This is a genomic window from Bartonella sp. F02 (genome assembly GCF_026929975.1).
In the GTDB taxonomy this organism is placed as follows: Bacteria; Pseudomonadota; Alphaproteobacteria; order Rhizobiales; family Rhizobiaceae; genus Bartonella.
The window spans coordinates 12,165-27,611 of sequence record NZ_JANHOK010000006.1 but is presented as its reverse complement, the minus strand read 5'-3'; the positions used below and the strand labels follow the sequence as shown (position 1 = coordinate 27,611).

10 protein-coding genes and 1 tRNA gene are annotated in these 15,447 nt (G+C 36.0%); 5 read left to right on the top strand and 6 right to left on the bottom strand.

Going from position 1 to position 15,447, the window contains the following annotated elements; genetic code table 11:
* Nucleotides 1-181: 181 nt before the first annotated feature.
* The gene (gene folD, locus NPY00_RS05620) at nucleotides 182-1,081 is read left to right on the top strand and encodes a bifunctional methylenetetrahydrofolate dehydrogenase/methenyltetrahydrofolate cyclohydrolase FolD (protein WP_269021098.1); all 900 of its coding nucleotides are present in this window, start codon (nucleotides 182-184) and stop codon (nucleotides 1,079-1,081) included.
* Nucleotides 1,082-1,201: 120 nt separating this feature from the next.
* Here folD and NPY00_RS05615 read toward each other — a convergent pair whose 3' ends face one another.
* The 4 genes from NPY00_RS05615 to NPY00_RS05600 all read right to left on the bottom strand — a co-directional run bounded on the left by NPY00_RS05615 (nucleotide 1,202) and on the right by NPY00_RS05600 (nucleotide 5,407).
* A complete protein-coding gene (locus NPY00_RS05615; RefSeq protein WP_269021096.1) occupies nucleotides 1,202-2,485 on the bottom strand; it encodes an NAD(P)/FAD-dependent oxidoreductase in 1,284 nt (427 codons plus the stop codon).
* A 12-nt stretch (nucleotides 2,486-2,497) separates the two neighbouring features.
* On the bottom strand, nucleotides 2,498-3,925 hold the full coding sequence (locus NPY00_RS05610) for a glutamine synthetase family protein (protein ID WP_269021095.1): 1,428 nt from the start codon (nucleotides 3,923-3,925) through the stop codon (nucleotides 2,498-2,500).
* Nucleotides 3,926-4,097: 172 nt separating this feature from the next.
* Nucleotides 4,098-4,174, bottom strand: a tRNA-His gene (locus tag NPY00_RS05605).
* Between the two features lie 141 nt (nucleotides 4,175-4,315).
* Nucleotides 4,316-5,407: a quinone-dependent dihydroorotate dehydrogenase gene (locus NPY00_RS05600; RefSeq protein ID WP_269021094.1), complete on the bottom strand. Its 1,092-nt coding sequence runs from the start codon at nucleotides 5,405-5,407 to the stop codon at nucleotides 4,316-4,318.
* A 469-nt stretch (nucleotides 5,408-5,876) separates the two neighbouring features.
* On the opposite strand from NPY00_RS05600, the gene mscL reads away from it, so the two are divergent.
* Nucleotides 5,877-6,290: a large conductance mechanosensitive channel protein MscL gene (mscL, locus tag NPY00_RS05595; RefSeq protein WP_269021093.1), complete on the top strand. Its 414-nt coding sequence runs from the start codon at nucleotides 5,877-5,879 to the stop codon at nucleotides 6,288-6,290.
* 14 nt (nucleotides 6,291-6,304) lie between these two features.
* Here mscL and NPY00_RS05590 read toward each other — a convergent pair whose 3' ends face one another.
* On the bottom strand, nucleotides 6,305-8,572 hold the full coding sequence (locus NPY00_RS05590) for a PAS domain-containing sensor histidine kinase (RefSeq protein ID WP_269021092.1): 2,268 nt from the start codon (nucleotides 8,570-8,572) through the stop codon (nucleotides 6,305-6,307).
* Nucleotides 8,573-8,787: 215 nt separating this feature from the next.
* Entirely contained in the window at nucleotides 8,788-11,319 is a 2,532-nt protein-coding gene (locus NPY00_RS05585; protein ID WP_269021091.1) for a DNA translocase FtsK, read from the bottom strand.
* Nucleotides 11,320-11,824: 505 nt separating this feature from the next.
* Here NPY00_RS05585 and NPY00_RS05580 point away from each other — a divergent pair.
* The 3 genes from NPY00_RS05580 to rpoH all read left to right on the top strand — a co-directional run bounded on the left by NPY00_RS05580 (nucleotide 11,825) and on the right by rpoH (nucleotide 15,354).
* Nucleotides 11,825-13,255 carry an aldehyde dehydrogenase family protein gene (locus tag NPY00_RS05580; protein ID WP_269021089.1) on the top strand — a complete coding sequence of 477 codons (1,431 nt, stop codon included), beginning with the start codon at nucleotides 11,825-11,827 and terminating at the stop codon, nucleotides 13,253-13,255.
* A 34-nt stretch (nucleotides 13,256-13,289) separates the two neighbouring features.
* On the top strand, nucleotides 13,290-14,291 hold the full coding sequence (locus NPY00_RS05575; RefSeq protein WP_269021115.1) for an RluA family pseudouridine synthase: 1,002 nt from the start codon (nucleotides 13,290-13,292) through the stop codon (nucleotides 14,289-14,291).
* A 151-nt stretch (nucleotides 14,292-14,442) separates the two neighbouring features.
* Entirely contained in the window at nucleotides 14,443-15,354 is a 912-nt protein-coding gene (gene rpoH, locus NPY00_RS05570; RefSeq protein ID WP_269021088.1) for an RNA polymerase sigma factor RpoH, read from the top strand.
* Nucleotides 15,355-15,447 lie beyond the last annotated feature (93 nt).

Sequence of the window (15,447 nt, the reverse complement as noted above, 5' to 3'; positions counted from 1 at the left end):
TTATTACAACAACAATGGAATACCTGTTTTATAAAATTATTATTTTCTTACACTTTCAAAAGTAAAAATGGGTAAAAACTATTAAAATAACTTTCTTGTTCTCAATTTTGCAATAAAACTCTATTTTATTGTCATAAAATATTTTAAAAAAGCAAATAGCCCTACTGAAAGGATCTCCTTCATGAATAACATTATTGACGGAAAAAAACTTGCTGAAGATATTATTATTAAAGTCAAAGATGAAACAAAAAAACTCCGCAACATCCACAATATACAACCTGGAATTGCTGTTATTATTGTTGGAGATGACCCCGCCAGTCAAGTTTATGTCTCCTCAAAAAGCAAAAAAGCGGAAGAATGTGGCTTTTTTTCTGTCAAACATATGGTTCCCAAAGAAACTCAAGAAGCAGAACTCCTTCAACTCATTGAAACATTAAATTCTGATCCTACAATTCACGGCATCTTAGTGCAACTTCCTCTTCCAGCTCATATCAACACCACTAGAATTACCCAAGCTGTTGCAGTGCAAAAAGATGTTGATGGTTTTCACTATATCAATGTAGGAAAACTCGCAGCAAACGTATTTGATGACACAATCATTCCTTGCACGCCAGCTGGCGCTATGATGATGATCAAACAACAATGTGGACAGGATTTGTCCGGTCTTGATGCTGTTATCGTTGGACGTTCTAATATTGTTGGAAAACCAATGGCAGCCCTATTAACAGCCGCAAATGCCACAGTGACTATTGCTCATAGCCGTACTCGTGATCTTGATGAAGTATGCCGCAGTGCTGATATCTTAGTTGCAGCTGTTGGTCGTCCAAAATTAATTAAAAAAGATTGGGTTAAAAATGGAGCTATTGTTATTGACGTTGGCATAAATAGAATTGACGCACCAGAAAAAGGCAAAAACAAAACCCGTCTCGTTGGTGATGTTGACTTTGAAGCAATTAAAGAAAAAGCGGCAGCCATCACACCCGTTCCAGGCGGTGTTGGCCCTATGACTATTGCTATGCTTATGGTTAATACACTTAAAGCAGCAGCTCGAGCACATAAGCTCCCTATACCAAACTTCTAGTCATTATATATAATATATAACTTTTACTTATCTAATTTTTCATTTTAAGCATGCTTAAAATGAATATGCGTTCATTGCGTAACAATTTATTGTGCAGACAATAAAAGAGTAACTGACCAATTAAAAATGATCTAATAAAGAAAACCAATTCATTGCTAAGAATATCAGTGGAAACCGCAAAATTTTTCCTCCTGGAAAAGATGAAATCTTTAAATCTTGAAAATATTTAAACCGCTCACGTTTTCCAGAAAACCATTCAGCGTATAATTTTCCTACAAAAGGAGCAAGCATAACCCCGTGTCCTGAATATCCACCACAATACATAATACCTGGTTTTAGTTGGCGGATATAAGGCATACGCTCAACCGTAATTGCTACCGTAGCCCCCCAATGATGTGTTAAGTTAATACCCTGTAAATGAGGATAAATTTCAACAATCTGTCGTCGTATACGTGCATCTAAATTAACAGGATGCTGATTATCATAACTTTCAACACCACCGAACAATAAACGGTTATCTATACTTTTTCGAAAATAACGGACCATAAAACGAGAATCATCTACCGCTTCACCACCTGGAAGAATGGAACTATTCGTTGGTAACGGTTCAGTGGCTCCAATATATGAACGAATGGAAACTATATTTTTCTCAACAAAACTCCGAAGTCCAAGATTATACGCATTGGTTGCCAATAAAATATTTTCTGTTGTTATGTTACATCGTTCTGTTGTTACAATATATTGGTGATTATTACGCTTTATGGCCGTTACTGGTGTTTTCTCATAAAGTTTAGCACCCACTTCTTTTGCTTTTTTTGCTAACCAGACAACAAGCTTTAAAGGATTGATATGCCCCGTATCCGTATCATAAATACCTCCATGATAAAAAGAAGAGCCAAGTCGTTCAGTAACTTCAACCTTATCCATAAAAGTAAGACCAAGATAACCATAACGTTGCATCATTTCAACGTGCCGTTGATAAGCCGTTATTTCACGTTTCTTATGAAAAACAGACATCTGACCTGCCATAAAATCAACATCACACTCGGGCATAGCGCATAAAGATAAGATATCTTTTTTAGCTTCTTCAGCTAAATCAAATAAAACTTTACTGCGTTCAAAACCATATTGTTTCTCTAATGTTTCCACCCATTGTCGGTGACCTGTTCCTAATTGTCCTCCATTGCGGCCTGAAGCGCCATCTCCAAAACGCGAAGCTTCAAATAAAACAACACTCACACCAGATTTAGCTAGATGATAGGCCGCTGAAAGTCCTGTAAAACCGCCTCCAACAATAACCACGTCACACTGTATTTGGTCATCAACAAATGGGTAAAAAGGACGATCTTTTAAAGTATCTTCATACCAAGAGATTCCTGGAGAAATTGCATTATGATCAATCATAGTCATCATTACTTAAACATTGAGCAAGAGATATTCACGCTCCCACGGGCTAATAACCTCCATAAAAGTTTCAAACTCTTGCCGTTTAATAGCGGCATAAGTACTGACAAACGCATCTCCTAGAATAGCCCGTAACATTGCATCTTGTTCAAACAAATTAACCGCTTCAATTAATCCACGTGGCAATTCAATATTATCAGCGTTCACAGTCTCTGTTGCAGGCTCATCTGGTTCAAGTTTTTGCTGCAAACCAATAAGACCACAAGCTAAAGAGGCTGCAAGTGCTAAATAAGGATTAGCATCAGATGAAGGCAATCTGTTTTCAACACGCCGCCCCTGTGGGACAGAACGCGGAACACGGAAAGCAGTTGTACGATTATCATATCCCCAACGTAAATTAACCGGCGCTGAAAGACCTGGCATAAGACGTCGATAAGAATTAACGTAAGGAGCAAGCATAACAAGTGCTCCAGCCATATGTTTTTGTAATCCACCAATAAAATGGCGAAAATGTATACTTTCTTCTCCATTTTCTTGTGTAAAAAGATTCAAACCTGTTTTTTTATCAAGAACAGATTGATGAATATGCATAGCAGATCCTGGTTGCCCCTGAATAGGCTTTGCCATAAAAGTCGCGTACATATCATGTTTAAGAGCTGCTTCACGAATGGTTCGCTTAAACATAAAAACTTGATCTGCTAATTCAATAGGATGACCATGACGCAAGTTGATTTCAAACTGACCCGCTCCTTCTTCGTGAATAAGAGTATCAATTTCTAACCCTTGTGCTTCTGAAAAATGATAAATATCATCAATAAACTCATCAAATTCATTAACACCCGCAATCGAATAACCTTGCCCACCACCAATCGAACGACCAGAACGACCAACTGGAGGCACTAAAGGATAATCAGGATCAGGATTTTTTTGCACCAAATAAAACTCAATTTCTGGCGCAACAACTGGTTCTAATCCCATTTGCACATATGAATCAATGACTGCTCGCAAAACATTACGCGGCGTATAATCAACGGATTGCCCATTTTGGTATACAAGATCACAAATTATTTGTGCTGTCGGAGCCTCTTCCCATGGAACAATACTCAATGTAGAAAGATCAGGTTCAAGACGTAAATCACCGTCTGTTTCTGGATATTCAAAACCATGACCATCTTCAGGATAATCTCCTGAAATTGTCGTCATAAAAACAGCAGATGGTAATGCCAATGATGTTCCTGATGTAAATTTTTTAGAAAGCATCATCTTTCCACGCGCCACCCCAGCCTGATCAGGCGTGATACATTCAATATCCTCCACATCTCGAAACGCAAGCCATGGCAAGACTTCTTCCCAGCTTTCAACACCACGTAATTTTTTTAAAACATCGGAAATAGGTTCACAATTTTTTTTTATCATTTGTTTGTTATCTTTTATAGCCATAACACACCAACTAAAAAATAATTCGTTTTTTTGTTATAGCATCATTTCCTACATAAGCACTGCATAAAATTGTATATATTTGATTTTTAAAGAATACGATACCTTTATAAAATAGAAGGTACTTTGATATTTCTACAGAATGCTTATTATTACAAAAAAATAATAGGGAAATTGGTACGGTTGGTGGGATTTGAACCTACGACCTCTGGTGCCACAAACCAGCGCTCTAACCAGCTGAGCTACAACCGCATAAAATAAATAGTCAATCTTCCAATAATCATTCACTATTTAATATGTAATCACTCTTCTACTGTGTCACATACGGAAGATCAAAAGAGTTTGCAAGTCTATTTAAAAAAATCATACCATTTTTGTCAATAAACAACAATTTTATTCCAAAGGAAGTGCATATTTTGCCCAACGCTCAACATTCTTATCACGATAAGTCTTGATGTTCTCAACACCCTCTTGCTGCATAAGTTGTAGAACTTCTTTTATGATGCTTATTGCAAGACCCGGTCCTTCATAAACCATTCCGCTATAAAGTTGTATCAAATCTGCACCAGCCTTAATTTTCTCTAAAGCAGTTTGTGCATTCCGTACACCACCAACCCCAATAATCGCAATATCTTTACCAAGCTTTTGACGCATTTTTGCAAGCACAATGGTGGAGCGCTCAAATAGCGGTTGTCCTGATAGCCCACCGCTTTCAGCAGCAAATGCTTTATTCATAAGACCAGAACGAGAAAGCGTCGTATTAGAAACAATTAAACCATCAAAATCAGAAAGCTTTATTTCTTCAGCAATATCATCTAATTCGTCTTCCGTAAGATCAGGAGCAATTTTTAAAAAAATTGGAATAGAAAATCCATGTTTTTTCTTTTGATTACTGCGTGCTCGAGCAACCGCATTAATTAAAAGCCGTAAATTATCTCGTGTTTGTAAATCACGTAACCCTGGTGTATTTGGTGAAGAAATATTCACTGTGAAATAATCAGCAACATCATAAAAACAGGCAATCCCTGCAGTATAATCATCAATCTTATTGGCTGTATCTTTATTGGCACCAATATTGATTCCCACAATACCGGATAATTTACATGCACGTAACCTATCATAAACAATTTGGTGCCCATCATTATTAAAACCCATTCTATTAATAATCGCCTCATCCTCGATCAAGCGAAAAAGTCTTGGTTTAGGATTTCCAGCCTGCGGCTTTGGTGTAACAGTACCAATTTCAGTAAAACCAAATCCTAAACGTAAAACAGCATTGACAACTTCTGCATTTTTATCAAACCCTGCAGCAAGACCAATAAAATTTTCAAATTCAAGACCTGCAACGCTCACACATAAACGCTTATCAATAATCTTCTGATAACTGTTTAATCCACTTTTCAGTCCTGCAATTGCCAAGCGATGTGCTCGCTCTGGATCAAGCATAAATAAAGCAGAACGACCAATACAACGAAAGAAACTCATTTTCTCTTTCTCCATAAAATAAAAACAATTCTTTTGACAGCTCATTTAAGCTTTACAATATCCAAGACCATCACAAAAAATACAGCCTTCAAATAGAAACACACCACCTCATTAAACAAAAAAATATCTTCCATAACTGTCAATACAATTTAGATTGATATACAGTATCTATAAAAAATATTTTCATCTTGAAAAAACTTACTTTGTACTATTTTAGGAGTTATTAAGAGATAAAATTGAATAAATTGCTTAGATCAATCAAAAATGATCTAAATTTGGTCTAAATTACAATCACATTATATGCAATTAATACCCTGCATTTAAAATTTACGCATTATAATGTTCTTTACAAAATATTTTTAATAGCCTGTCATATAACTTCTCGCAAAAATAAAAATCCCTCTTTTCTTTTTCATAAAAAGCGGTAATTAAAACTACTGTAAAGAACCACGCGGAAAAGGGAAATATAATGCTTAAAGAATTCAGAGAATTTGCCTTAAAAGGTAATATGATCGATATAGCTATCGGTGTCATTATAGGAGGTGCTTTTTCTAACTTAGTTAATTCAATTGTTAACGACATTATGATGCCAATCATTGGCTTTATCACAGGTGGTATTGATTTCTCTAATATGTTTATTCAACTTTCAGGCGAAAAAAAAGCTATTTTAAGTGCTGCGAAAGAAGCTGGAGCGACCATTAGCTATGGACATTTTATAACAATTCTCATAAACTTTTTCATTATTGCTTGGGTTTTATTTATTCTCGTTAAAGTCATTAATAAAATTCGTCACAAACAAGAAGAAGTAGAAAAACCCAAAAAAATATCTTCTGAAGAAAAGCTTTTGACAGAAATTAGAGATCTTTTAGCTGAAAAAAAATAAATTTACACAACGCTTTATTCACGAAACACGGGAAAAAACATTTCGACTGTTGTCCCGTGATGTGGTTTTGAAAACAATAAAAATTGACCTCCATTCTCTTCTACCATCGTCTTACACATCGCTAATCCCAAACCAGTTTCTTTTAACACCCTCTCATAACACTGATCATCTGTGCACTCTATCGGATCATAAGGTTGCATAATCCAAGCGATTTCCTTTTCACTCATTCCCACACCATTATCGCTAACAGAAATCTTCACACACTGCCCTTTGCCATAAAAAACGTGGATAACAATTTGTCCTCCCGAGGGAGTGAAATGAATTGCATTAAAAAGAAGACTCCATATAACTTGCCGAAACACTTGTGGTGATATCCGAATGAATGGAACATGCACCGGTGCCACAATGCGCATAATGATACCATTATGATTAGCTTGTGTTTCAAAAAAAGCTATATTCGTGCGTAAATGAGATATCACATCAAACTCTTGAGTAATAAGAGAGGTATTAACGCGACTCTTTATACCAGCATCATTCATTTTAGAATATTCTGATAATTGATACATCAATGATAATATCTGTTTTCCAAATGAAATAATATGAGATAAATCTTCATAATAACGCTCATTTTTTACGTGACTAAACTGACCATCACGTGTATTTTCTGCGAAATCAATGAGCATATTTAAAAATGTCTGTATTTCATCAACAGCTCTGGCTATTTTATTTTCTTTTCCTGCATTATCAAAAGAGTAAGCAACCTCCATCATATTGCGCAAAACAACAGCGTAATGACCTTGCTGAATCAATGGTACGATCATCATAGAAATCGCTAAAGTATCATTATTTTTCGTTACCAAATCAACGCTTTCATGACAATTAAAGATCTGGATTTTTCTTGTCGCACGCGTTCGTTCAAAATATTCTTCAATCAAAACTCGACTTTGTACAGTAAAGAATGACAAGAGTGGCTGTGCTAATAATTCATTTATTTCATAATTCATTAGTGCTAAAGCAGAATTGCTCACAAATTGAACAAGCCTCTGTTCATCAATGCACAATACACCATCTGTCACCGTATCTAATAGCGATAAAATTGCCGAAGGTTCTTTCATTGACACATGTTCTATAACATTAACAGAAGCTGATGGCTGAGTGAGCGGTAATTGTACCGACATATCCTCAACAACCGATTCTTCTTCTAAAGACGAATGTAATTCACTCCGCAATCGTTCTGCTATTTCACGAAAAGCTAAACATTCAACTTCCGAAAGAGTTGATGTGTTTACAGATCGCTTTGCATCTTGTGTATCTTGTACTTTTTCTCTGAGTTTTAAAATACCAAATCCACGAAACCCTTTAAGCCGATGTCCAAGATCAAAAATTGGCAAAGCAGATAATTCAACATCAAGTTTGTCCGAGCAACCATCTATAGGCCATTCAACTTTCTGCGCACTCCAAGGAATAGTCGACTTAATAAAACTACTTAGAGTACGATAACGCTCATCATTAAATTGTTTGGCAAGTTGATCAAAATCAGCTCCTACAATATGAGAAGATATGGGGCCAACAGTTTCATATAACTCTTCTGAGACATCACAAAAATAACCATCTGCATCCATTGTCCAAATAAAACGCCTTGGTAAAAGCTTAGATGAAAAACTGAAAGATCTCTTTTGTTTTATTAACTGCTCTTTATTTAATTGCACACATAAAATAAGAAAATTTTCAGGATTCACTTCCAAGCGAATAACACCAACGTGTATATTGCCATTTTCTACAGATAAGACAGTCTTTACCGGTGAATCATCATTAATAGTTTGCAGTAGAATTTTAACCGTTTCATCAACACAATCAAAATGTGAAGAAGATTCCAATATGATTGCATCTGCATCAATTACAGCCACAGACCTTGTCGCATTATCTAAACCGGCAATGATAGAAATGTGTTCTGTAAGGATCGCTTCTAATAAAAATACTTGACCAATCCTCGAAATGTTAACTGAAAAAATAGAAAATTCAGCACAATACTTCACACCGTTTAACATAATAAAACGTGAAGACTGAGCACTCTTCAGGATTTTATAAGAGACTTCTTGATCAAAAAAACCATGCTGTGAAGTTGCATCCTCAACAGAAGAAAAACCAAAAAAATATGCAGCAGCACCATTCGACCAAAGAATATTTTTACCATCAGATGAAAGAACAAACGCCATTTGTCCACGGATAAAGGCTTGTTTAATTTCTTTACATTCCAAATAATCCAAAAATGTCAAAGGCACTTCCTTATCTTTCTCTTGTTTAAAATTACACTAATAGCGATACTTCCGATCATTTTCATAGAGTGTAACATTTTGAATTATGTTGCTCACTATTAAATAAACTATCTTAATAGCTCATAATAAAAAAAGCGGAACAATGTCCGCTTTTATACAAAACAACCACACTATACTCTTCCAAATTATTTTTGTCGTATGTTTTTAACCATTCGGATATTTTATTCACCACATCCGCTGAGTAAAATTTCCCGTTTTCCTACGTGATTAGCAGCGCCGACAATACCCTCTTCTTCCATCTTTTCAACGAGAGAAGCCGCCTTATTATAACCAATTGAAAGTCTACGTTGAATATAAGACGTTGAACATTTTTTATCACGCATAACAATTTTCACAGCCTGAGCATAGAGTTCTTCACTTTCTCCTCCAGATTTTCCTGCTGCAACAAACTCAGAAACCGAATCGTCAGCTTCTTGATTATTCTTCTCATCATCTTCGCTATCTGTAACCTTTGCTAAATAATCAGGCTTTCCTTGCATTTTAAGATGCTCAACGACAGATTCTACTTCTTTATCAGAAACAAAAGGTCCGTGTACACGCATAATCCGCCCACCACCAATCATATGCAACATATCTCCCTGTCCCAAAAGTGTTTCAGCACCCTGTTCTCCCAAGATTGTACGACTATCAATTTTTGATGTTACTTGAAAAGAAATGCGCGTTGGAAAATTTGCCTTAATCGTTCCTGTAATCACATCAACAGAAGGACGTTGCGTTGCCATAATAAGATGAATACCTGCCGCGCGTGCCATTTGTGCTAAGCGCTGAATGGCACTTTCTATTTCTTTACCAGCAACCATCATAAGATCAGCCATTTCATCAACAATGACAACGATATAAGGAAGTTGTGTTAAATCCATTGCTTCTTCATGATAAAGCATCTCTCCCGTTTCTTTATCAAACCCAGACTGCACAGTGCACATAATTGTTTCACCTTTTTCTGCCGCAAGTGCAACCCGTGCATTGAAACCATCAATATTCCGCACACCCAATTTAGCCATTTTGCGATAACGTTCTTCCATTTCACGAACCGCCCATTTTAAAGCTGTTACAGCTTTTTTTGAATCAGTCACAACAGGTGTCAACAAATGTGGAATGCCATCGTAAATAGAGAGCTCTAACATTTTAGGGTCAACCATAATCAAACGACATTGCTCTGGAGTCATTCGATACAGAATTGATAAAATCATTGTATTAATTGCAACAGATTTTCCTGAACCTGTTGTTCCTGCCACTAACAAATGAGGCATCTTCGCTAATTCCGCAATAACAGGCTCACCATTAATTCCTTTTCCCAAAGCAAGAGCTAATTTAAATTGACTATCGCAAAAACTACTTGATTGTATTAATTCACGTAAATACACAGTTTCACGAGCTGCATTTGGTAATTCAATGCCAATAACATTCCGCCCAGGAATAACGGCAACACGTGCAGAAATAGCCGACATAGAACGAGCAATATCATCAGAAAGTCCAATCACTCGAGACGATTTTACCCCAGCAGCAGGTTCAAACTCATACATTGTTACCACTGGACCTGGGTGCACATGAATAATTTCACCCTTAATCCCAAAATCTTCTAGAACGCTCTCCAAAAGTCCAGCGCTACGTTCTAATGTTTCTTGTGAAATACTTGTATCACTGTGAGAAATAGGCTCTTGCAATAAATCAATCGATGGAAAATTATAAACGTGATCCTCAGCAAATTGAGTTCTTAGCATAAAATCAGAATGATTGTTGTATAACGGCATATCAACAGCTTGTTGTGAATATTTTTTTGTTTTTTTCACAAACAAATCAGCTGCACTCTTTGCAACATCCACTGTTCTACAATCATCGCTTACAACACAATTAGAAAAGTCACGTGTTTCTTGAGCAGACTTTTTCAAAATAGAGGATTCTTGATTTGTTTCAATTTTCTCAAAAATAGAATGAGCGTTATGCGCTAAAACTCCTTCGGATTTTTCGCTTTTTAAAGAATTTGCATCAGAAATTTTCTTAATATTTTCTTCTAAAACTTCTGACGCAGTTGAATGATACAATTGTGCAGAACCACCTTCAAGCACACGATAAAGAGTAGTAATAGACTCATCAAAAGCAGAACAAATATCCAATAAATCGTCACTTTTCTGGAAAACTGTTTCTTCTGCTAAATCACAACATGTTTTTTCTTTTTGTGAGTTTTTCACTCTAACTTGCTCTATCATAAAAGGTTCACATTCAAAAAATGCGTTATCAGAAAGATAAAAAACAGGCTCTATTTTTTGTTTTACATTCTCTACAGAAGATAAATTTTTCTCTGTATCTTTTTCAATTAACTCACCAACAGTTTGTTGAGAAACCGGCTCTAAAGCTGTTGAGCAATAAAGTGCTTCTTCATTTTCAATCAATTGAGATTTGATCGATTCTTTGTCAAATGTTGGAACATGTGTAAGCTTTTTCTTTTCTTTTGCTGACAAAGCCTGAAACTGTTGTGCAAAAACTGGATCCGTTTCTATGCGACGCCGTAAAATTTCAACTTCTGGCGTTCGTGTGAAACGTACATTCTGTCCAAGAGAAAATGCTTTTTTCCATACAGTTGGATAGGAAAACATTTCAGCAACCTCTGTAGATGAAGTTTGTTCTGATTGGCCTTCTGCATTTTTGTCAAGAAAAGAAGACGCAAAAGTAGATTTTATATTCAGATTACGCATGATACCTATGACATTATGTAATAATAACGGAAAGATTTTTTAAACAAGATACATAGAACTTACATCATGAAGGTTAATAACCTTTTGCTAACAATCAATTTAAAACAAAAAATATTTTTATTAACTTTTTTCTCTAAAGCAAAAGAATACAATATTTAATGTATTAAGCTTCCTGAGCAATCTACACATTCTGAAATGTCCTACATTGTGACCTTCAATGAAGGTTTCATATAACCAAATATTAAACAATAAATTATCTTATAATGTGCTCGCTAAAATTATTAACTCTTTTAGTTTCAAAGTTTTTTTTGCATCATTATATAATTCTCAATGTAAACATCACCATTTTAGATTCTTTAAAAAGCACGTTTTAAATGCAACTCAAATCTACCCATCATTCGTAAAGAATGTTGCTATCAACAGTTTTAATCACTAGTATATATAGTTTTAAAAATAGTACAGTTTTAAAACCAAAACTATTTATGCAAATAGGAGCAATAAGGTTATGCTAAATAAGCGAAAATTTTATATCAATGGCTTGTGGGATAACCCAATCACAACAAATGACCTACACGTCATTGACCCATCAACGGAAGAAGTTTGCGCTGTTATTAGTATTGGTGATACCGCAGATGTTGATAAAGCAATTGCTGCAGCTAAAAAAGCTTTTCAAAACTGGAAAATGACCACACCTCATGAACGCCTTTCCTTCGTCGAGAAAATCCTTGGGATCTATGAAAAACGTTCTGAAGATATGGCTCAAGCCATTTCAATGGAAATGGGAGCTCCTATTGATATGGCACGCAATGCACAAACTGCAACTGGAAGCCGCCATATTCGCAATTTTATTAAAGCTTTTAAAGAATTTTCTTTTCAAGAATCTTTAATTGAAGACAATAACCATGCAATACTTCAATATGACCCTATCGGCGTTGTAGGATTGATTACCCCATGGAATTGGCCTATGAACCAAATAACTCTTAAGGTAATTCCTGCGCTATTAGCAGGTTGTACAATGGTTTTAAAACCTTCTGAAATTGCTCCTCTTTCTGCTATGCTCTTTGCAGAAATTTTAGATGAAGCCGCTCTTCCTGCTGGCGTTTTTAATTTAATTAATGGTGACGGAGCCAATGTAGGTTCTTATTTATCCACTCACCCAGATTTAGAAATGATCAGTTTTACAGGTTCAACAAGAGCAGGAAAAGCTATTTCTAAAAACGCTAGTGATACCTTAAAACGAGTCTGCTTAGAACTCGGTGGAAAAGGAGCAAATATTATTTTTGCTGATGCCGATGCAGATGCTATTTCACGTGGTGTCCATCACTGCTTCTATAATAGTGGACAAAGCTGCAATGCTCCAACACGGATGCTCGTAGAGCGCTCAATCTATGATAAAGCCACAAAAATAGCAAAAGACATTGCTGAAAACACAAAAGTAGGCTCAAATCATCAAGAAGGAGATCATATCGGTCCTGTTGTATCACAACAACAATATAACAAAATTCAAGCTCTTATCCAATCCGGAATTGATGAAGGCGCGACACTCATTGCAGGTGGTTGTGGTTTACCAACAGGAATGAAACATGGTTATTATGTACAACCAACAGTTTTTGCAGATGTGAAACCTGATATGCGCATTTTCCAAGAAGAAATTTTTGGTCCAGTCCTCTCAATTATTCCTTTTGATACCGAAAATGAAGCTATTACTTTAGCCAATAATACAACATATGGTCTCACAAACTATATACAGTCTCAAGATCGAAGCAAATGTCAACGTATTGCTACACAATTGCGTTCTGGGATGATAGAAGTTAATGGATACGGCTTACCTGATGGAAGTTACTTTGGAGGCGTAAAATTTTCTGGACGTGCTCGCGAAGGTGGACAATGGGGAATTAGAGAGTTCCTAGATACAAAAGCAATTTCATATTGGTAAAATCCATTAAACAACTCAAAAATAGGATTGTGTAATAGTGCAAAAGAGAACAGATGAAAATGCTTTTGGACAACGCATCGATCAGTGGTTTGTTAAACAATATCCAGACGAACTATCACGCTCACGTTTACAAACTCTAATTCGCGAAGGTCACCTTACAATTGATGGACATCCAGTAAAAGAACCAAAAACAAAATTGAAAGCCAACCAACTGATTGAATTAACAATACCGGTTCTTCATGACGCAAAACCTGTAGGTGAAGCCATTGCACTTGATATCCTATTTGAGGACGATCACATTATCGTCATTAATAAACCAGCCGGTCTTGTTGTTCATCCAGGAAATGGCAACTGGACCGGTACGTTAGTGAATGCTCTGATTTACCATTGTGGTGAAAGCTTATCGGGTATTGGTGGTGTTAAGCGACCTGGTATTGTTCATCGTCTTGATAAAAATACAAGCGGTGTTATGGTTATTGCAAAAAGTGATTTTGCTCATAAAAGTCTCAGCGCACAATTTGCTGACCATGGACGCACTGGTGTTTTAGATCGACGTTATCATGCTCTCATTTGGGGATCACCTCATCACAATAAAACAACAATAGATACATTCCTCAGTCGATCTCCTTATGATCGAACAAAGCGAATTGTCGTTCATAAGGAGCATACCGGTGCTAAACGCGCCATTACGCATTTTTCTTTGCTTGAAAAATATGGAGCCTGTGCAAACGGAGCACCTGTAGCCAGTCTTTTAGAATGTCGTCTAGAAACAGGACGCACACACCAAATCCGTATTCATATGGCTCATATCGGACATCCGCTTATAGGTGATACCGTGTATGGAAACGCTTTTAAAACAAAATCAAATATATTTAATTCTATAATAAAAGATACAATCGATCAATTCAATCGACAAGCACTTCATGCAACTAGTCTTGTTTTTGAACATCCAATTAAAAATGAGGTCATGTCTTTTTCTTCATCATTACCAAAAGATATGGCTGAACTCATAAATCACTTTAAAAAACTTTGTTGAAACTTTTAACCACTTCATGACTTTACAATGAAATATCTCTTTTTGAACAAAATTTCAAATTATGGTAATGTAAGTAAGAACAAGAGTACCTATATAATGTTCGTGAATAGAATTTGCCTTATGGGAATTCAAATAATAAGGAGGGTGCTATATGGCCCATGTAAGTCTACCATCAGTAACGTTAGGTGATGGCGGCCTTAATCGTTACTTAGAAGAAATACGCCGTTTCCCAATGCTAAAACCAAAAGAAGAATATATGTTAGCTAAGCGTTATCGTGAACATAACGACCCTAAAGCTGCGCATAGGCTTGTAACAAGTCACCTCCGTCTCGTCGCTAAAATTGCAATGGGGTATCGTGGCTATGGATTACCTATAGGAGAAGTTATTTCGGAAGGTAATATTGGTCTTATGCAAGCTGTAAAACGCTTCGAACCAGAAAAAGGATTTCGCTTAGCAACTTACGCAATGTGGTGGATTAAAGCATCAATACAAGAATATGTTTTACGCTCTTGGAGCCTTGTCAAAATAGGAACGACCGCGAATCAAAAACGCTTATTTTTTAACCTGCGTAAATTGAAAAATAAACTTCAAACATTTGATAATAATAGTCTCAACCCTGAACAAATCAAAGAAATTGCTACGCATTTAAAGGTATCAGAAGATGAAGTTATCTCAATGGATCATCGACTGAGCGGTGATACTTCACTCAGTACACCTTTACGAACCAATGAAGGTCAGAGCCGTGAATGGCAAGATTGCTTGGTTGATGATTCTAGCAGTCAAGAGCAAATTTTGATTGAACAAGATGAATTTAAAAAACGCCATTCTATGTTAATGCACGCAATAAATAATTTAAATGAGCGTGAAAAACGTATATTTTGGGCACGTCGTCTGAATGATGAACCATCAACACTAGAAGAACTTTCAAACGAATTCAATGTTAGCCGAGAACGTATAAGACAAATTGAAATTCGTGCGTTTGAAAAAGTTCAGAATGCTATGAACGAGTTGATCTCATTGCAACAAAAAAACACAAAATCAACTCTGCTATCAAACTTATGAAACTCATTCAAACTAAGAGCATATATATCATATATGCTCTTTTTGTGCGCTAAGTCTGTTAAAGAAAACTATCACAAATTTATCGCCCTATAT

Excerpts from the sequence above, each read along its gene's own strand:
- mscL (WP_269021093.1), top strand. The coding sequence starts at position 5,877 with ATGCTTAAAGAATTCAGAGAATTTGCCTTAAAAGGTAATATGATCGAT.
- NPY00_RS05585 (WP_269021091.1), bottom strand. The coding sequence starts at position 11,319 with ATGCGTAATCTGAATATAAAATCTACTTTTGCGTCTTCTTTTCTTGAC.
- NPY00_RS05600 (WP_269021094.1), bottom strand. The coding sequence starts at position 5,407 with ATGAGTTTCTTTCGTTGTATTGGTCGTTCTGCTTTATTTATGCTTGAT.
- NPY00_RS05610 (WP_269021095.1), bottom strand. The coding sequence starts at position 3,925 with ATGGCTATAAAAGATAACAAACAAATGATAAAAAAAAATTGTGAACCT.
- folD (WP_269021098.1), top strand. The coding sequence starts at position 182 with ATGAATAACATTATTGACGGAAAAAAACTTGCTGAAGATATTATTATT.
- NPY00_RS05615 (WP_269021096.1), bottom strand. The coding sequence starts at position 2,485 with ATGATTGATCATAATGCAATTTCTCCAGGAATCTCTTGGTATGAAGAT.
- rpoH (WP_269021088.1), top strand. The coding sequence starts at position 14,443 with ATGGCCCATGTAAGTCTACCATCAGTAACGTTAGGTGATGGCGGCCTT.
- NPY00_RS05580 (WP_269021089.1), top strand. The coding sequence starts at position 11,825 with ATGCTAAATAAGCGAAAATTTTATATCAATGGCTTGTGGGATAACCCA.